Source organism: Umezawaea beigongshangensis, assembly GCF_016464305.1.
GTDB lineage: Bacteria > Actinomycetota > Actinomycetes > Mycobacteriales > Pseudonocardiaceae > Umezawaea_A > Umezawaea_A beigongshangensis.
In genome coordinates this window covers 574,376-591,692 of the sequence record NZ_JAEIOJ010000001.1, presented here as the reverse complement: position 1 = coordinate 591,692, position 17,317 = coordinate 574,376, and the positions used below count along the sequence as shown (strand labels likewise).

At 72.7% G+C, this 17,317-nt stretch carries 15 protein-coding genes; 11 read left to right on the top strand and 4 right to left on the bottom strand.

Annotation, left to right across the window (positions count from 1 at the left end; genetic code table 11):
• Positions 1 to 56 precede the first annotated feature (56 nt).
• The 3 genes from IMZ35_RS02765 to IMZ35_RS02755 all read left to right on the top strand — a co-directional run bounded on the left by IMZ35_RS02765 (position 57) and on the right by IMZ35_RS02755 (position 3,446).
• Positions 57 to 1,724: a sensor histidine kinase gene (locus IMZ35_RS02765; RefSeq protein WP_229369271.1), complete on the top strand. Its 1,668-nt coding sequence runs from the start codon at positions 57 to 59 to the stop codon at positions 1,722 to 1,724.
• Entirely contained in the window at positions 1,721 to 2,374 is a 654-nt protein-coding gene (locus IMZ35_RS02760; protein ID WP_199439236.1) for a response regulator, read from the top strand. The genes IMZ35_RS02765 and IMZ35_RS02760 overlap by 4 nt, the downstream gene beginning before the upstream one ends.
• Before the next feature lie 70 nt (positions 2,375 to 2,444).
• The gene (locus tag IMZ35_RS02755) at positions 2,445 to 3,446 is read left to right on the top strand and encodes a hypothetical protein (protein WP_307867688.1); all 1,002 of its coding nucleotides are present in this window, start codon (positions 2,445 to 2,447) and stop codon (positions 3,444 to 3,446) included.
• 159 nt (positions 3,447 to 3,605) lie between these two features.
• Here the strand turns inward: IMZ35_RS02755 and IMZ35_RS02750 are convergent, their stop codons facing one another.
• Positions 3,606 to 4,628: a class I mannose-6-phosphate isomerase gene (locus IMZ35_RS02750; RefSeq protein WP_199439235.1), complete on the bottom strand. Its 1,023-nt coding sequence runs from the start codon at positions 4,626 to 4,628 to the stop codon at positions 3,606 to 3,608.
• Complete coding sequence (locus IMZ35_RS02745; RefSeq protein WP_199439234.1) at positions 4,625 to 5,608, bottom strand: LacI family DNA-binding transcriptional regulator; 984 nt, start codon at positions 5,606 to 5,608, stop codon at positions 4,625 to 4,627. Before IMZ35_RS02745 ends, IMZ35_RS02750 begins: the two co-directional genes overlap by 4 nt.
• Positions 5,609 to 6,131: 523 nt before the next feature.
• On the opposite strand from IMZ35_RS02745, the gene IMZ35_RS02740 reads away from it, so the two are divergent.
• The 4 genes from IMZ35_RS02740 (at position 6,132) to IMZ35_RS02725 (ending at position 10,929) form a co-directional block, all read left to right on the top strand.
• Positions 6,132 to 8,492, top strand: a complete 2,361-nt coding sequence (locus tag IMZ35_RS02740; protein ID WP_307867687.1) for a GH92 family glycosyl hydrolase — start codon at positions 6,132 to 6,134, stop codon at positions 8,490 to 8,492.
• Between the two features lie 86 nt (positions 8,493 to 8,578).
• Positions 8,579 to 9,496 (top strand): ABC transporter ATP-binding protein, encoded by a 918-nt coding sequence (locus tag IMZ35_RS02735; protein WP_199439232.1) that lies wholly within the window; start codon positions 8,579 to 8,581, stop codon positions 9,494 to 9,496.
• Positions 9,493 to 10,536: an ABC transporter permease gene (locus tag IMZ35_RS02730; RefSeq protein ID WP_307867686.1), complete on the top strand. Its 1,044-nt coding sequence runs from the start codon at positions 9,493 to 9,495 to the stop codon at positions 10,534 to 10,536. The genes IMZ35_RS02735 and IMZ35_RS02730 overlap by 4 nt, the downstream gene beginning before the upstream one ends.
• A gap of 69 nt (positions 10,537 to 10,605) precedes the next feature.
• Positions 10,606 to 10,929: a DUF3817 domain-containing protein gene (locus IMZ35_RS02725; protein WP_199439231.1), complete on the top strand. Its 324-nt coding sequence runs from the start codon at positions 10,606 to 10,608 to the stop codon at positions 10,927 to 10,929.
• A 70-nt stretch (positions 10,930 to 10,999) separates the two neighbouring features.
• Here IMZ35_RS02725 and IMZ35_RS02720 read toward each other — a convergent pair whose 3' ends face one another.
• Positions 11,000 to 11,503 carry a MarR family winged helix-turn-helix transcriptional regulator gene (locus tag IMZ35_RS02720; RefSeq protein WP_199439230.1) on the bottom strand — a complete coding sequence of 168 codons (504 nt, stop codon included), beginning with the start codon at positions 11,501 to 11,503 and terminating at the stop codon, positions 11,000 to 11,002.
• A gap of 75 nt (positions 11,504 to 11,578) precedes the next feature.
• Between IMZ35_RS02720 and IMZ35_RS02715 the strand changes: the two genes are divergently transcribed.
• The 4 genes from IMZ35_RS02715 (at position 11,579) to IMZ35_RS02700 (ending at position 15,609) form a co-directional block, all read left to right on the top strand.
• Complete coding sequence (locus tag IMZ35_RS02715) at positions 11,579 to 11,875, top strand: MTH1187 family thiamine-binding protein (RefSeq protein WP_199439617.1); 297 nt, start codon at positions 11,579 to 11,581, stop codon at positions 11,873 to 11,875.
• A gap of 138 nt (positions 11,876 to 12,013) precedes the next feature.
• Complete coding sequence (icmA, locus tag IMZ35_RS02710; protein ID WP_199439229.1) at positions 12,014 to 13,747, top strand: coenzyme B12-dependent isobutyryl-CoA mutase large subunit; 1,734 nt, start codon at positions 12,014 to 12,016, stop codon at positions 13,745 to 13,747.
• Between the two features lie 16 nt (positions 13,748 to 13,763).
• Positions 13,764 to 14,609: an SCO6745 family protein gene (locus IMZ35_RS02705; protein ID WP_199439616.1), complete on the top strand. Its 846-nt coding sequence runs from the start codon at positions 13,764 to 13,766 to the stop codon at positions 14,607 to 14,609.
• 19 nt (positions 14,610 to 14,628) lie between these two features.
• Positions 14,629 to 15,609, top strand: coding sequence for a tetratricopeptide repeat protein (locus IMZ35_RS02700; protein ID WP_438816810.1), 981 nt, complete (start codon positions 14,629 to 14,631; stop codon positions 15,607 to 15,609).
• Positions 15,610 to 15,775: 166 nt separating this feature from the next.
• On the opposite strand, the gene IMZ35_RS02695 is transcribed toward IMZ35_RS02700, so the two are convergent.
• Positions 15,776 to 17,233: a neutral zinc metallopeptidase gene (locus IMZ35_RS02695; protein WP_199439227.1), complete on the bottom strand. Its 1,458-nt coding sequence runs from the start codon at positions 17,231 to 17,233 to the stop codon at positions 15,776 to 15,778.
• Positions 17,234 to 17,317: the final 84 nt, after the last annotated feature.

The window sequence follows — 17,317 nt, the reverse complement described above, 5'->3', positions numbered from 1 at the left end:
TGAGAGGAGTTACCCTCGGCGCGCGCAGCAGGCGCTCGTCGAGAGGTGAGTGGACGTTGACCGACCAGCACCCTGGCCACCAGGAGGTGCCGAGCGCGGGGCGTGACGTTCACCGGGTCCGGCTCGACACCCTCCTGCGGCAGCTCGCCGACCGCACCACCGAGGTGCGCGTCGGTCAGGACCTGCTGCACCGGCTGCTGGGTGCCGTCGTCTCCCTCGCGGGCGAGCTGTCCACCGAGGAGGTGCTGCGCCGCGCGGTCGACTTCGCCTGCGACCTCACCGGCGCCACCCGCGGCACGCTGACCGTCACCACGCAGCCCGCCGACCGGCTGGAGGTGGTCGAGGAGGGCGTCCGCCGCACCAGCGCGGGCGAGCGTCCCGGCCAGCTCCCCGCCGTGCTCACCGTGCCCGTCCACGTCCGCGGGGAGCTGTTCGGGACGCTGAAGCTGACCGGCAAGGCCGGTGGTGGCGGGTTCGACGTGGTGGACGAGGAGATCGTCCTGGCGCTGGCCGCCGCCGCGGGCAACGCCGTGGAGAACGCCCGCCTCTACGAGCGGACGCAGCAGCGCGAGGTGTGGCAGCGCGCGTCCAACGAGGTCACCGGTGCACTGCTCACGGGGACCTCGGGCCACGCCGCGCTCACCCTCGTCGCCAGCCGCGCCCGGCTCGCGGCCGGGGCGCTCGTCGCCGCCGTCGTCCTGCCCGACGACAACGGCGACCTGGTGCTGGAGGTGGTCGACGGCGGGGCCGGAGCCGCCGCGGAGGGCGTCGTGGTGTCGCGGTCGAGCACCAGGTCGTGGGGGGTGTTCACCACGGGCCGTCCCCAGGTGCTGGAGGGACTGGACGTGCTGCCGGACCCGCAGCCCGCCGGGCTGGACGCCGCCATCGCCGACGACGTCGCCAAGCTCGGCGCGATGCTGTTCGTCCCGCTCGCCGCGGGAGACCGCGTGCTGGGGGTGCTCGTCGTCGCCCGCGAGCGGGGCGCCCCGGCGTTCGGCGACGTGGAGCTGGAGCTCGTCGGGGCGTTCGCCGGGCAGGCCGCGCTGGTCCTGGAGTTCACCAGGGCGCAGGAGGACAGCGAGCGGCTCGCCGTGCTGGAGGACCGCGACCGGATCGGCCGCGACCTGCACGACCTCGTCATCCAGCGGTTGTTCGGCCTCGGCCTGGGTCTTCAGGGCCTCAACGGGCTGGCCGAGCGGCCCGTCGTCCTCGAACGGCTCACCGGGTTCGTCGAGGAGGTCGACCGCACGATCAGGGAGATCAGGCGCACCATCTTCTCCCTGCACGAGCCGCCCGCGTCGGTCGTGAGCCTGCGCGGTCAGCTGCTGCGCGCGGTGCAGGAGTCCACCGCGCTGCTCGGCTTCGAGCCCACCGTGGCGATGGACGGCCCGCTCGACTCGCTCGTGCCCGACGTGGTGCGGCCCGACCTGCTGGCGACGCTGCGCGAGGCGCTGGCCAACGTCGCGCGGCACGCCGGGGCGGCCCAGGTCGACGTGCAGGTGGCCGTGGACCGCGCCGGGACGGTGCTGCGGCTCGTGGTCCAGGACGACGGGCGCGGGCTCCCGGACGCGCCGTCCGACCACAGCGGGGGCCTGAGCAACATGGCCGCCCGCGCCGTCCGCTGGAGCGGCGCCTGCTCGATCGAGTCGCGGCCTGCCGGGGGAGTCGCGGTGAACTGGTCGGTTCCGCTGTCCGGAGCCGCGGAGACACGGGAGAGGCGATGACGATTTCGGTGCTGCTCGTCGACGACCACGAGATCGTCCGGCGCGGTCTGCAGCAGCTGCTGGCCGTCGAGGCGGACATCGACGTGGTGGGCGAGGCCGACTCCGCACAGGCGGCGACGACGCTCGCGAGGGAGCTGAGACCGGACGTGGCGATCATCGACGTGCGTCTGCCGGACGGCGACGGCGTCGTGGTCTGCCGGGAGATCCGCTCGATGCTCCAGCCCCCGCCCGCCTGCCTGATGCTGACGTCGTACTCCGACGACGAGGCGCTGTTCGGGGCGATCATGGCCGGCGCGGCCGGGTACATGCTCAAGCAGGTCTCCGGCAACGACCTCGTCGCCGCCGTGCGCACCCTGGCCTCCGGCGGGTCGCTGCTGCACGCCGACGTGACCGCGACCGTCCTGCAACGACTGCGCGGCGGCCCCGAGGAGGACCCCCGCTACGCCTCGCTGAGCCCCCAGGAGCGCCGCATCCTCGACCTGATCGCCGAGGGCATGACGAACCGGCAGATCGCCCAGCGCCTCTACCTCGCGGAGAAGACCGTCAAGAACTACGTCTCCTCGCTGCTGCACAAGCTCGGCTTCGACCGCCGCACCGAGGCCGGTGTCTACGCGGCCCGCCGCAGGCAGAACCGGACGCGCCGCCTCTGACCGCTCCGGCGACCGTGCTCCGCGACCGCTCACGTGGGCAGCGCCCCGACCGGTAAGTAGTGTCGGTCGGGTGGGGATTTTCCGGAGGAAGAAGCCCGCGCCCGAGCCGCGCGAGATCGTGCGTGATCACACGTACGAGGACGTGGTCCTGGACGCGGCGGTCGAGGAGCTGGCCGACGGTCACCTGAAGGCGGCGACGACCGTCCTCGCCGAGACGCGCGACCAGCCCGAACTGCGCCAGCTCCGCCTGGAGGTCCTCCGCGACGAGGCCGTGGGCCACGCCGACGAGATCCTGGACACGGCCCAGAAGCACGACGACCCCGACCTGTGGCTGCTGGCCGGGTCGGCCTACATCGGCGAGGCGTGGGCCGTGCGCGGCACCGGGTCGGCCAAGGCGGTCGGCGAGGACCGGTTCAAGGTCTTCTTCTCCACGTTGCGCAAGGCGGTGGAACCCCTGCACCGGGCCGCGCGGCTGCTGCCGGGCGACGCCGTCCCGTGGTCGCAGCTGCAGACCGCCGGAATGGGGTTGCAGGTCAGCCGTGAGCAGAAGGACGAGGTGTGGCGGGAGATCATCTCCCGCTGCTCGACGCTGTACCCGGCGCACTGGGTGCGGTTGCAGATCCTCGCGCCGAAGTGGGGCGGCTCCCACGAGGAGATGATGGCGTTCGCGCAGGGCTGCGTGGACAAGGCCGAACCGGGTGACCCGCTGGTCGCGATGCTCGCCCTCGCGCACTTCGAGGTGTACCTGGAGCGGATGAGCGTGGCGGTGGAGGACCGCAGCGCCTTCGCCGCCGCGAGGCTGAAGACCACGTACTTCCGGCGGGTGCGCGCCGAACTGGCCGCCGCGTCGGACCTCTGGACCCGCGACCCGCGCCCCCACCCCCGCACGCTCCAGGCGCACAACCTGTTCGCCGCCGCGTTCGCCCTCGCCGACGACGGGCCGCGCGCGAAGGCGCACCTGCGGGGGATGCGCGACCACGTGCACGACATCCCGTGGAGCTTCGTCGCGGTGCTCGACGAGGACATCGACGACGAGTACCAGAAGGTCGCCGCGAAGTACCTGACGCCGTAGCGCGGCCGTGGGCGGCCGATCCGCCGCCCACGGCCGCGCTCAGCGGGACCGCCGGTGGCGAGCGACCACGCCGGACGGGCACGTCACCGGCGTCGACCCGCCCGTCCCGCCGTCGCCGATCAGCGACACGACCTCACCGGCGCGGGCGGGGGACACGGCTCACCTCCGGGGAGCTGGCGACAGCGGCGGCCTGCAGCGGATCGCGACGAGCTCGCCCTCCACGACCAGGTCGCCCGCGGCGTGCGGGACCACGACGGTGCTGCCCCGGCGCACGTCCAGCCCGCCGACGGTGCCGGAACCCTCCAGCACCACCAGCACGGCGAAGGACGCGTCGAGTTCCAGCGAGCCGGACACGTGCAGCCGGTCGGCGCGGAAGAACGGGTCGGCCTGTGCGGAGAACAGGTTCACCACGCCGGTGGCCGACCCGGCGGTGCGCGTCACCAGCGACTCCAGGTCGCCCGCCCGGCCGGAGCGGTCGACGCAGGCGAGCGCCTTGTCGTAGCCGAGACCGAGGTGACCCGAGTCGGCGTTCGGCAGGAAGCCGTCCCACTCCAGCGTCACGGAGAAGTCGGTCGGCTGCTGGAGCTCCACGATGAAGACGCCCTCGCCGATGGCGTGCGGCAGCCCGGCCGGGACGAACACCGTGTCGCCGGGCTCGACGCGCAGCGGGTTGAGCGACTCCAGCATCGCCGCCGAGTCCTGTTCGGACACCCAGCGGGCCACGGTCTCCGCGTCCACGTTCTCGCGGAAGCCCGCGTACACCAGCGGTTCGTCACCGGTGGTGCCGACGACGATCCACGACTCGGTCTTGCCGTGCCGGCACCCCAGGTGGGTCTCGGCGAACTCGTTCGACGGGTGGACGTGCACGGGCAGCCGCTGCCCCGCGTCGAGCAGCTTCACCAGCAGGGCGGTGTCCGCGCCGAAGACCTCGACGTGCCCGGCTCCCAGCCAGCTCACCGGGTCGGCGGCCACGGCGTCGCGGAGCGGCCTCCCGTCGGGCAGCGTGCTCAGCCCCGCGTCCTCGCGACCGAACAGCGTCGTCGTCGACGCCACCCAGTCCTCCGGCCCGAAGTCCGCGGCGGCGGACCGGCCGCGCAGCTCGGCGATCGAGGCACCGCCCCGGTAGAACTGCTTCGGCTGGTTGGCCGGCAACTCGACGGGCCGGATGTCACCAGGACTCACGCACGAACCTCCCCTGATCCACGTGGTACCAACCGCACCGGGAGCACGACTCGGCGCGGTGGCGAGCTGTCGCCGTCCAACCGGGCGAACAGCAGGTCTGCGGCGGCCTTGCCGAGCGCGCTCGCGTCGTGCGCGATCACGGTCACCGGCGGGGAGAGCAGGTCGGCGAGCTCGAAGTCGTCGAAGCCCACGAGCGCGGGCCGGGCCGACCAGGAGGACAGGGACCGCAGGGCGTGCACGGTGATCCGGTTGTTGCCGGTCACCACGGCCGTCGCCGGGTCGCGCCCGGTGGTGAGCCGGTGCAGCGCGCGGCCCACGCTCCCCTGGTCGTGCGGGCCCATCGCGACCAGGTCCTCGTGGTAGCCGATCCCCGAGCGGGCGCAGCCCTCGCGGTAGCCGCGCAACCGCTCGTTGGCCGTGAAGATGTCGGGGGAGTCGCCCAGGAAGGCGATCCGCCGGTGGCCCTGGGCCACGAGGTGCGCGACGGCCTCGACGGTGCCGCCGATGTTGTCCACCAGCACCGTGTCGGCGACGACGTCACCGGCGGGGCGGTCGAGGAACACCACGGGGGTTCCGGCGCGCATCTCCGGGACGAGGTAGCCGTGCTGCAACCCGGCCGGGACGATCAGCAGGCCGTCGACGCGGCGCGAGCAGAACTCCAGCGCGAGTTCGCGCTCGCGGCCGGGGTCCTCGTCGGAGGAGCCGGTGATGACCTGTCTGCCGCGCACCCTGGAGATCTCCTCCACGGCGCGGGTGACCCCCGAGTAGAAGGGGTTGCCCACGTCCTCCAGGACGAGACCGATGGTCCCGGTGGACGAGCCGCGGCGCAGGTTGCGCGCGCTGAGGTTGCGGCGGAAGCCGAGCTGGTCGATGGCGGCGAGGACCCGCTCCGCGGTGGCCGGGTGGACACCGGGCTCGTCGTTCACGACGCGGGACACCGTCTTGATGCTCACGCCGGCCAGCCGCGCCACGTCGTTCATGGTCGCCCGGCGCACCTTGCGGGCGCCTGACGGGTGGCCGGATGTCGCACCGGTGGCGGACAACGTTGTCATGGTCGGTGAATTGGACACGCACTCCGCGGTGCCTGTCAACGCTTCCGAACCGGTCAAGCGAGGACGTGCCCCGGATGTACCAGTGGGGGAATCTTCCCGTTCCCGGAGCGGTTCGGGCGTGCGGAACCGGAGAACACCAGGTCGGGGTCGTGACGCGGCACGAGCACTCCCGGCGGTGCTCCGAGCACCGCGGGAGGACCTGTCCGGTTCCTGTCAGCGTTGTCAGACCTTCTCGGACGTCCGCGCGACGCCGTGCGGGAGGCGACGCGCGCGGACGGAGCAGCGAGGCGGTTCGGGACGGCTCGCACCGCGTCGGCCGTGGTGGCCGGTGGCCTCTCCCCGGCGCCGCGTTCCACGTCCTCTCCGCGTGAGCCTCTCCGGGTGGGACTCTCCGCGTGAGCCGCGCGAGACTCGTCCTGTCGTTCGCGGCCGTCGCGGCGATGATGGAGGCGTGAACGCGCTGACGCCCGCCGCCGGGGCCACTCCACCGGCGGACCCGATCAGGTCGGTGAACACGTTCATCGGCACCCGCGAGGAGGGGAACACCTTCCCCGGCGCGTCGATGCCCTTCGGCAAGGCGCAGTCCAGCCCCGTCGGCTCGCACTACGCGGGCTACCACCACGACGACCCGCTGATCCGCGGCTTCGGCCACTTCTTCCTGTCCGGCGCGGGCTGCTGGGAGCAGGGCGGCCTCGTCCCGGTGCTGCCCACCACCGGCGACGTCGGGCCGGGCGGCGCGTTCGACCCGGCGGACCCCGCGGCGTTCGACCACCGCCGCTACGGCTCGCCGTACACGCACGACGGCGAGGTGGGCGAGCCCGGCCACTACCGCGTGCGGCTCACCGGCTACGGCGGCATCACCGTCGAGAGCACCGCCACCACCAGGGTCGGCGTGGAGCGGTTCACCTTCGACGCCGGTGGCGGCAACGTGTTCGTCAACGTCGGCCAGGCCAACGACCGGGAGCCGGTGAGCGCGAGCGGCGTCCGCGTCGTGGACGACCGCACGATCGCCGGGACCGTGACGGCACAGGCGTTCTGCGGCGGCAAGCCCTACACGACGTGGTTCACCACGCGGTTCGATCGGCCGTTCACGAGCTTCGGCACGTGGTCGCCGGAGGGCGGCGCGCCGGGCTCGCGCGAGTCGGCCGGGGGCGGGGGACTGCGCGGCGCGTGGGTCGTCTTCCCCGACGGTCCGCCGGTCACCTCGGCCACCGCGCTGTCCCAGGTCGACGCCGAGGGCGCGGACCGCAACCTCGCCGAGGTGCGGGGCAGGTCGTTCGACGAGCTGAAGCGGGCCGCGCAGGACGCCTGGCGGCGCGAGCTGTCGAGCGTCGAGATCGAGACCGAGGACGCCGACGACCGCACCGTCTTCTGCACCGCGCTCTACCACGTGCTGCTCCAGCCGCTCACCGGCAGCGACGCGGACGGCCGCTACCGCGGGTTCGACGGCCGGGTCCACCTGGCCGACGGCTGGACCTACTACGAGTACTTCTCGCTGTGGGACACCTACCGCGCGCAGAACCAGCTCCTGGCGCTGCTGCGGCCCGACCGGGCGCGCGACGTCGCGCGGTCCGTGCTGGCGATCGGCGAGCAGGGCGGCTGGCTGCCGCGCTGGGCCTACGCCAACCAGGAGACCAACACCATGACCGGCGACCCGGTCACGCCGTTCCTGGTCGACCTGTGGCGCTTCGGCGCGCTGGCCGGGCTGGAGGAGGAGGCGTACGAGGCGCTGGCGCGGAACGTGAACGGCGTGCCGCCGGCCGACTCGCCGTTCGCCGGGCGCTCCGGCAACCCGAACTACCTGGAGCACGGCTTCGTCCAGTACGACGAGGACTTCCCGATCAAGGGTCAGGACGCCGACCCGCGGCACGGCGCGTCGGCCACCCTGGAGTACGCGCTGGCCGACTGCTCGCTGTCGATCATGGCGCGGGCGCTGGGGAAGGACGCCGACGCCGACGCGCTGCGCGAGCGGGGGCGCAACCACCGGCTGCTGTGGGACCCGACCGTCACCGACCGGGGCTTCACCGGCTTCCCCCGCCCGAAGCGCGCGGGCGGCGAGTGGCTGGAGCCGTTCTCCCCGCAGGGCCAGGACGGCTTCCACGAGGGGACGGCGTGGCAGTACCAGTGGCTCGTCCAGCACGACGTGCCGGGGCTCGTGCGGCAGATGGGCGGCGCGGACGCCGTGCACGCCCGGCTGGACGACTTCTTCGCCCACGCCGACCTGGTGGCCGACCCGGCGGCGACCGCGCGCGAGAAGTGGGTCGTGGGGCCCTACGACTACTACGACCAGTTCCGCTACAACCCGAACAACGAACCGGACCTGCACGTGCCGTGGACGTACGCGCTGACCGGCCAGCCGTGGAAGACCTCGCAGGTCGTGCGGGCGGCGCAGACGCTGTTCGTCAACGCCCCCGACGGGGTCACCGGCAACGACGACCTCGGGCAGATGTCCGCGTGGTACGTCTTCAGCGCGCTGGGGCTCTACCCCGTGGTCAACGGCACCGGTCAGTTCGTGCTCCACGCGCCGCGCTTCCGCCGTGCCGTCGTGCACCAGCACGGCGGACGCGACCTGGAGATCAGGGCGCCCGGCGCCGACCCGTCGGTGCTCCAGCACGTGGCCGCGCTGCGGGTGGACGGCCGGGCGAGCGACGCCGTGTGGGTCGACCTGGAGCGGGTGCGGCGCGGGACCGTGCTGGACTTCTCGCTCACCACCGACCCGGAGCGCGTCGCGTGGGGCACCTCGCCGGACAGCGTCCCGCCCTCGCCGTGCGCGGACCGGGACGAGCCGCACCCGCACCGCGACCGGAGGTGAGGCGAAAGTCGCGATCGGCCGCGACTTTCGCATCGACGTGCGGCGAAGCGCCGACACCGCCGGACGCGGCGTTCTACCGTCCACCCATGACCGAGGGGGAACGGGGTCCTGCCGTCGTCGTGCAGGACGTCCGCAAGAGCTACGGCGACCTCGTCGCCGTGGACGGTGTGTCGTTCACCGTCGCCGAGGGCGAGTTCTTCGGCATCCTGGGACCGAACGGGGCGGGGAAGACCACCGTCCTGGAGATCGTCGAGGGGCTGCGCCAGGCCGACTCCGGCTTCGTGCGGCTGCTGGGGCAGGACCCGTGGCCGCGCAACTCCGCGCTGCTGCCGCGCATCGGCGTGCAGCTCCAGGCGTCGTCGTTCTTCGAGAGGCTCACCGCGAAGGAGCAGCTCGGGACGTTCGGCTCGCTCTACGGCGTGGGCGAGGCGGTCGTCGCGGACATGCTGGAGCTGGTCGGGCTCACCGACAAGGCGGACGTGCAGGAGAACGAGCTGTCCGGCGGTCAGCGCCAGCGCCTGTCGATCGCGTGCGCACTCGTGCACGACCCGGACGTGGTGTTCCTCGACGAGCCGACCGCCGCGCTGGACCCGCAGGCGCGTCGCAACCTGTGGGACGTGCTGCGCGCCATCCAGCAGCGCGGCAAGACCGTCGTGCTCACGACGCACCACCTGGACGAGGCGGAGATCCTCTGCGACCGGGTGGCGATCGTGGACCGCGGCCGGGTGCTCGCGATGGACTCGCCCGCGGCGCTCGTGCGCGGGCTCGACGCGCCCACGACCGTGCTGCTGCAACGCGGCGCGCTGCCGATCGCGGAGGCGAGGGCACTGGCCGGCGTGGACGACGTCGTCGAGAGCGAGGTCGCGCTGTCGCTGTCCACCCGCACCCCCGCGCCGGTGCTCTCCGCGCTGGCCGAGCGCGGCGCGCTCGACGGCCTCCAGGTGCGCACCGCCACGCTGGAGGACGTCTTCCTCGACCTGACCGGACGGGAGTACCGGGCGTGACCGCGTTCACGAGCCTGTCGATCGCCATGATCAAGGGCTTCTACCGGGACAGGACGTCCCTCTTCTTCATGTTCGTGTTCCCGCTGATGTTCCTGGTGATCTTCGGCCTGCTGCTCGGCGGCAGCGGCGGGGAGAGGACGAAGATCGGCGTGGTCGGCGACGGCCCGGTGATCGCGGCGCTCGGCGCGGGCGAAGCGCTGGAGCTCCAGCGCTTCGACGACCTGGACACCGCGGTGCGGCAGGTCGTCGACGGGGACCTGCCCGCCGTCGTCGCGCAGGACGGCGACGACGTGCGGCTGCGGTTCGCCGCGAGCGACCGGGCCGCGGCCGGCGTCGTCACCGGCATCGTGTCCGGCGTGGTGAACGAGGCCAACCTCGCCGCCACGGGACAGCCGCGCACGTTCGTGCTGGACCAGCGGCCGGTCGAGGACGTCTCCCTCAAGCCGATCCAGTACCTCACGCCGGGCATCCTGTCCTGGGGCGTGTCGATCTCCGCGGTGTTCGGCGCGGCGCTGACGCTGGTGTCGTGGCGCAAGAAGCAGGTGCTGCGGCGCATCCGGCTCGCGCCGGTGGGCGTCGGCACCGTGCTCGTCTCGCGCGTGCTGGTCAGCATCGGCACGGCCCTGCTCCAGGGCGTCGTGTTCGTGGCCGTCGCCGTGCTGCCGGTGTTCGGCCTGACGCTCTCCGGGCAGTGGTACCTCGCGATCCCGCTGCTGGTCCTCGGCACGCTCGCGTTCTTCTCCGTGGGGATGCTCGTGGGCGCGTTCTGCCGCACCGAGGAGGCGGCCAGCGGCGCGGCGAACGCCGTCGTGCTGCCGATGTCGTTCCTCGGCGGCACCTTCTTCCCGGTGGAGCAGGCGCCGGACTGGTTGCAGACCGTGTCGCTGGTCTTCCCGCTGCGGCACATGAACGACGGCATGGTCGACGTCCTGGTGCGCGGCAAGGGGATCGAGGCGCTGGCGGTGCCCTCCGCGGTGCTGATCGGCTTCACGCTCGTCGTGGGTCTGGTGGCGACGCGCGTCTTCCGCTGGGAGGACTGACCCGGTGGGGCGGTGAGCGCTCTCACTCTCCACAATGGGACGAATCGCCCCCAGTGAAGGGAGAGCCCCGTGCTCGCCAGCCCCGCCGGACGCTTCCGCCTGCTCGCGCTCGCCGAGGCGGTGTCGTGGGCCGGTCTGCTGATCGGCATGTTCTTCAAGTACGTGGTGGTCGAGAACGAGATCGGCGTCAAGGTGTTCGGCCCGGTGCACGGAGCGGTCTTCGTGGCGTACGTGCTCGTGGCGCTGCTGGCGCACGGCCCGCTGCGCTGGGACGTCCGCACGACGGTCCTCGCGCTGGTGGCGAGCATCCCGCCGTTCGGCACGATCGTGTTCGAGCGCTGGGCGTCGCGCACCGGCCGCCTGCCCTCCGGCGCTCGGACCGCCGAGAACTGAGCCGTCGCCCCGCCCCGCGCACCGGGGCGGGGCGCCGCGCGAATCCGCCGGCGCGCGAGCGGTTCGCGCGCTACTCGTCGAAGTCGCCCGCGGCGCGGCGCACCTTGGACAGCAGGTCGGTGAGCTGCTCGGTCTGCCGCTCGGTCAGGCCCGAGAGCCCGAAGTCGACGCCCGTCACGGCCTCGGTCGCCGCCTCGCGACGCGCCCGGCCCGCGTCGGTGATCTCCACCAGCGTGGTGCGGCGGTCCGTCGGGTGCGGGACGCGGCGCACCAGGCCGTCGCCCTCCAGCCGGTCGACGATGTTCGTGACGCTCGTCGGGTGCAGCTGCAACCGCTCGCCCATGACGCGCATCGGCAGGCTGCCCGCGCGGGAGAACGTGAGGAGCACCAGCGCCTCGAAGCGGGCGAAGGTGAGGCCGTGCGGTTTGAGCGAGGCGTCCACCGCGGACTGGATGATCTGCTGCACGCGCATGACGCTCGTGACGGCCGCCATCGAGGTCGACGGGCCGATGCGCTTCTCCCACAGCTCGGCCGCGCGGGCGATCGGGTCGAACGGCAGGGGCCGGGAGGTCATGGCCGTCGAAGCTACCAGTGGGTACGGCGCATGATGGACAACGGCAGGCGAAGTCGAACGGTCGTGGAGGTGGCAGTGCTCGTCGCGTTCAGCGTCAGCCCGCTCGGCGGGGAGTCCGACAGCGTCGCGGAAGCGGTCGCGGCGGCGGTGCGGGTGGTGCGGGAGTCGGGGTTGCCCAACGAGACCAACGCCATGTTCACCCTGGTCGAGGGCGAGTGGGACGAGGTGATGGCCGTCGTGAAGCGGGCGACGGAGGTCGTGCAGGCCACCGCGCCGCGGGTGAGCCTCGTCCTGAAGGCCGACATCCGCCCCGGCCACGTGGACCAGTTGACCGAGAAGGTGGCCAGGGTGGAGGCCCACCTCGCCCCGTGACGCACGTCCCAGCGGCCCGCGACGCCCCGTGCGTCGCGGGCCGTTCGTGTGTCCGGGGCCACTGTGGCGGCCGATAGTCGGAAGTCCTACTATTTCCTCGACGACGACGAGCCTCAGCGACGACGAGGGAGGGCAGCCGTGCCCGCACCGGGATACGACGACAGGTACGCCGACGTGGAGGCCGGGCGCGAGCGGTGGCGAGCCGCCTACGCGAAGGCCGAGGAGGCAGGGCGCGTCCGCGACGCCGACTTCACGACGCTGTCCGGTGTCGAGGTCGACCCCGTCTACGGTCCCCGTCCCGGCGAGACCGTCGAGGGCTTCGAACGCATCGGCTGGCCCGGCGAGTACCCCTTCACCCGCGGCCTGCACCCCACCGGCTACCGCGGCAGGGCGTGGACGATCCGGCAGTTCGCCGGCTTCGGCAACGCCGAGCAGACCAACGAGCGCTACAAGATGATCCTGTCGCGCGGCGGCGGGGGCCTGTCCGTGGCCTTCGACATGCCCACCCTGATGGGCCGCGACTCCGACGACCCGCGCTCGCTCGGCGAGGTGGGCCACTGCGGCGTGGCGATCGACTCCGCCGCCGACGTGGACGTGCTGTTCCGCGACATCCCGCTGGAGGAGGTCACCACGTCGATGACCATCTCCGGTCCCGCCGTGCCGATCTTCGTCATGTACCTCGTCGCGGCGGAGCGCCAGGGCGCCGACGTCGGCAAGCTCAACGGCACGCTCCAGACCGACATCTTCAAGGAGTACATCGCCCAGAAGGAGTGGCTGTTCGCGCCGGAGCCGCACCTGCGGCTCATCGGCGACCTGATGGAGCACTGCGCGCGGCACATCCCGGCCTACAAGCCGCTGTCCGTGTCGGGCTACCACATCAGGGAGGCCGGGTCGACGGCCGCGCAGGAGCTGGCGTTCACCCTCGCCGACGGGTTCGGCTACGTCGAGCTGGGCCTGTCCCGCGGGCTCGACGTGGAGACGTTCGCCCCCGGCCTGAGCTTCTTCTTCGACGCGCACGTCGACTTCTTCGAGGAGATCGCGAAGTTCCGCGCCGCCCGGCGGATCTGGGCGCGCTGGATGCGCGACGTCTACGGCGCGACCACCGCCAAGGCGCAGCAGCTGCGGTTCCACACGCAGACCGCCGGGGTGTCGCTCACCGCGCAGCAGCCGGAGAACAACATCGTGCGCACCGCGATCGAGGCGCTGGCGGCGGTGCTCGGCGGGACGAACTCGCTGCACACCAACGCCCTGGACGAGGTGCTCGCGCTGCCGGGGGAGAAGGCCGCGCAGATCGCGCTGCGCACCCAGCAGGTGATCGTGGAGGAGACCGGCGTCGCCAACGTCGCCGACCCGCTCGGCGGCTCCTGGTACGTCGAGGCGCTGACCGACCGGATCGAGGCCGAGGCGGAGAAGATCTTCGACCGGATCAAGGAGATGGCAGCCGCCGCCGTGCCGTCGGGGCAGCACCCGATCGGCGAGATGACCTCGGGCATCCTGCGCGGCATCGAGGACGGCTGGTTCACCGGTGAGACCGCCGACTCCGCGTTCACCCACCAGATCGCCCTGGAGAAGGGCGAGAAGAAGATGGTCGGCGTCAACTGCCACACCGAGTCCGTCTCCGACGACCTGGAGATCCTCCGCGTCAGCCACGAGGTCGAGCGCGAGCAGAACCGCGTGCTGGCGCAGCGACGCGCCCACCGCGACCAGGCCGCCGTGGACGCGGCGCTCGCCGAGATGGCGGAGATCGCCCGCGGCGACGGCAACCTCGTCGAGCCCATGCTGCGGGCCGCGCGCGCGGAGGCGACGCTCGGCGAGATCTGCGACGTGCTGAGGGCGGAGTGGGGCGTCTACACCGAACCCGCGAGGTTCTGACGTGCTCGCGCGGCGGATGTGGGTGCGGTTTGAGACCTACCACGACGTCACGTACTTCACGCCCGAGTCGCTCGCGGCCAACGCCGCCACGGGCTCCCGCGGGGGCTGGGCGGGCTACTTCGGCACGCGCGCCGCGCCGCTGGGCGCGGCGTCGCCGGAGCTGGTGACGGCGCTGTTCTACACGTTCCACCCGGCGAAGGTCGCCCGCGCGGTGCCCGCCGTGTGGGCGACCGCGTCCCCGCAGCGGTACCTGGAGGCCAGGCTCGCCGGAGCCGACGCGGCCCTGCGCCGGATGCTCGGCGACGACGTGACCGGCCCCGAGGTCGCCGAGGCGGCCGCGCTGGCGCGCGAGGCCGCGGAGGTGACCTGCACCGCCGGTCGCCCGCTCGCCGCGGCCAACCGGGCGCTGCCGTGGCCGGAGGAACCGCACCTCGTGCTGTGGCAGGCGTGCACGGTGCTGCGTGAAGCGCGCGGGGACGGGCACGTCGCCGCGCTCGTGGCCGCCGGGATCGGGCCGTGCGAGGCGCTGGTGCTGTTCGGCGCGGACACCGGGCTGGACGCCGAGTACCTGCGCGGGGCCCGCGGCTGGCCGGAGGCGAGCTGGCAGCGCGCCCGGCACGCGCTCGCCGACCGCGGCCTGTTCTACGGCGGTCTCACCAGCGCCGGCGCCGCCCTGCGGGCCGACGTCGAGCGGCGCACCGACGAGGTCGCCGAGCAGCCGTGGACCAGCCTCGGCGCGCGGCACACCGAGCGGCTGCGCGTCCTGCTCACGCCGCTCACCCTGCGCATCGCCCGGCAGAACGACGCCCTGAAGGTCAATCCGATGGCGCTCGACCCGGTCCGTGAGATGGGCGCCGACTGACCGTGCCAGGATGGAAGACGTGACGAGGCCAGACCCACGCAAGACCGCCGCACTGTCCGCCGCGCTGTCGGGCGCGGTCGATCTCGGAGCGCTGAAGGCCAGGGCCGACGCGGTGCGCCAGAGGCCGACCGCTCAGGCCGCCGCGCCGGGAGCACCCGCTCCCGGCGCCGGTGCGGCCGGCGACAGCAGCCCGTGGATCGTCGAGGTCAGCGAGCAGACGTTCCAGTCCGTCGTCGAGCAGTCCCTCCAGGTGCCGGTGGTCGTGAACCTCACGGCGACCTGGAGCCCCGAGTCGCAGGTCCTCACCACGTCGCTGGAGCGCCTCGCCGCCGCCGGTGGCGGTGCGTGGCTCCTCGCGAACGTGGACCTCGACCAGAACCCCCGCATCGGGCAGGCGTTCGGCGTGCAGTCCGTGCCGACCGTCGTCGCCGTCGCCGGTGGCCAGCCGATCGACGCCTTCGCCGGTCCGCTGCCCGACCCCGAGCTCCAGCAGTGGGTGGCGCGACTGCTCGACGCGTTGCGCGACCGCCTGCCCGGCATCCGCGCCGCCGAGGCGAACGCCGGTTCCGCCGAGCCCGTGGAGGAGCCGGAGGACCCCCGGTTCACCGCCGCGGAGGAGGCCTTCGAGGCCGGGGACTACGCCGCGGCCGAGGCCGCCTACGCGCAGATCCTCGTGTCCGAGCCGAACAACGAGGAGGCGAAGGCGGCGCTGGCGCAGGTGCGCTTCACCGCCCGCGCCGAGTCGGTCGACGGCGACGCCGTGAGTCGCGCGGACGCCGCGCCGGACGATCTCGACGCCCAGCTCGCCGCCGCCGACGCCCTGGTGGCCGCCGGTGACGCCGAGGCCGCGTTCGCCCGCCTGGTCGACACGGTCCGCCGCGTGTTCGGCGACGACCGCAACCGGGTCCGCGAACACCTGGTGGGCCTGTTCGAGCTGTTCCCCTCGGACGACCCGAGGGTCTCCACGGCCCGCCGCAACCTGGCCAGCGCCCTCTACTGACCACGAGTTGAGCGTTCAGGCACCACGAGTTGAGCACTCGGGCACCACGAGTTGAGCACTCGGGCCCGGCTCGAAGCACGAACGCTCAACTCGTGGTGCTCCAACGCTCAACTCGTGGTGCTCCAACGCTCAACTCGTGGTGCTCCAACGCTCAACTCGGGTCGGGCTAGCGGTACTTGCGGGTGCAGATGCCCGAGTCTCCGTCGAAGAAGCCGTCGCGGAAGGCCTCCACGCGGGCGAAGCCCGAGGGCACGACCTCGCCGTTCACGTCCGCCGCGATCAGGCTGTCCTCGGCCAGCAGCTCCGCCACGGCCTCGTCGAGGTCGCCGGGCGACAGCTTCAGCGAGCCTCCCCCCTCCACGGTCGTCCCGGCCCACGCGCCGGTCAGGCACGCCGTGCGCTGTCCCGTGGCCGGTCCGTCGAGCGAGTAGCCGCTGGCCTTCTGCACCGACAGCGCGTAGCGGGACGCGATCTCGGCGAACGCCGCGAAGTCGCCGATGCCGCCGGACTGGCCCTTGCGCGCCGGGGTGCCGATCGCGACCAGGTCCTTCATGTTCAGCGAGATCTGGTTCGTCGCCGGGCAGTAGGACGCCGGGCTCGTCGTCTCCGCGTCGGTGCAGTCCGCCGGGGTCTCCTGGATCGCGGGCGGCGTGGCGCCGGTCTGCTTGAAGGCGTCGCGCAGGCTGCTCTCCAGGCTGTCCAGGTTGGCCCGGTCGTCGACCCTGATGTTGCCCTTGCCGAGGCCGGAGTCCTGGTCGTTCGAGTCGAACGACTTCTGCGTGATCCGCTCCTGGATCTCGGCCTCGTCGATCTGCGCGCACCGCTTCGGGCCGCTCGCGAAGCCGAACTGGAACGCCGACACGCGGTCGAACGCGTTGCCGTGCGCGCCGTCCTTCTCGAAGCTCGTGCCCGCGGAGTCGCGGATGAAGAACAGCGTCGCCATGATCTTGTTCAGGCCGGGGCCGGTGGAGATCTGGAAGTGCTCCGACTTGTTCTCGGCGACCCAGCGGAAGAAGTTGCCCGCGTAGCAGTCGGCCTGCTGCTCCTTGATGATCGTCGGAGTCGCCTGGTCGATGCCGCTCTTGCTGCCCAGCTTGAACTGCACGGCGTGGCCCATCTCGTGCGCCAGCACCGTCACCACCGCCATCGGGCCGAACGAGTCGTTCAGCATGGGCAGCAGCTCGCCGCGGTCCCAGGCGATCGTGTCGTCCAGGGAGCAGTAGAACGCGTTGACCAGCCCCGCGGTGTTCGTGCGGCACAGCTGCACGCCCCGGCCGCCGGAGTCGTAGGACACCAGCCGCTTCACCGGCTCGAAGACCGCGCCGTCGAACTGCTCGGGGAACTGCTCCGCCCAGTACTTCTGCACGTCGGCCAGCGCGTTGATGGCCAGCCGGTCCATCTCGCCGCCGTCGCCGTTCTCCACCCGCAGGTCGGCGTCGGGCGCACCGGGCTTGGCGCCGCTCTCCCCGGTGGTGATGTCCAGGCCGGAGACCTTCGTGGGATCGGGTCGCTCGCTGCTCGCCGTCCCCGGAACGACCTGAGAGCACCCCGCCAGCAGTGCCGCGACGGCGACCGTCGCGAGCACCGCGGCCGACCGCCTGGTTCGAGTTGCACGCCCCAGCATGTTCCAAGCACCGTCCCGAGTCAGCGATCTGGCTTCGCCGCAGCCTATATCCGATCAGGTGACAGCCGAGGAGGAGTGACGAGG

Bases quoted from the DNA above. Each gene is read 5' to 3' on its own strand.
- IMZ35_RS02760 (WP_199439236.1), top strand. From the start codon at position 1,721: ATGACGATTTCGGTGCTGCTCGTCGACGACCACGAGATCGTCCGGCGC.
- IMZ35_RS02745 (WP_199439234.1), bottom strand. From the start codon at position 5,608: ATGAACGACGTGGCGCGGCTGGCCGGCGTGAGCATCAAGACGGTGTCC.
- IMZ35_RS02735 (WP_199439232.1), top strand. From the start codon at position 8,579: ATGACCGAGGGGGAACGGGGTCCTGCCGTCGTCGTGCAGGACGTCCGC.
- IMZ35_RS02720 (WP_199439230.1), bottom strand. From the start codon at position 11,503: ATGACCTCCCGGCCCCTGCCGTTCGACCCGATCGCCCGCGCGGCCGAG.
- IMZ35_RS02705 (WP_199439616.1), top strand. From the start codon at position 13,764: ATGTGGGTGCGGTTTGAGACCTACCACGACGTCACGTACTTCACGCCC.
- IMZ35_RS02695 (WP_199439227.1), bottom strand. From the start codon at position 17,233: ATGCTGGGGCGTGCAACTCGAACCAGGCGGTCGGCCGCGGTGCTCGCG.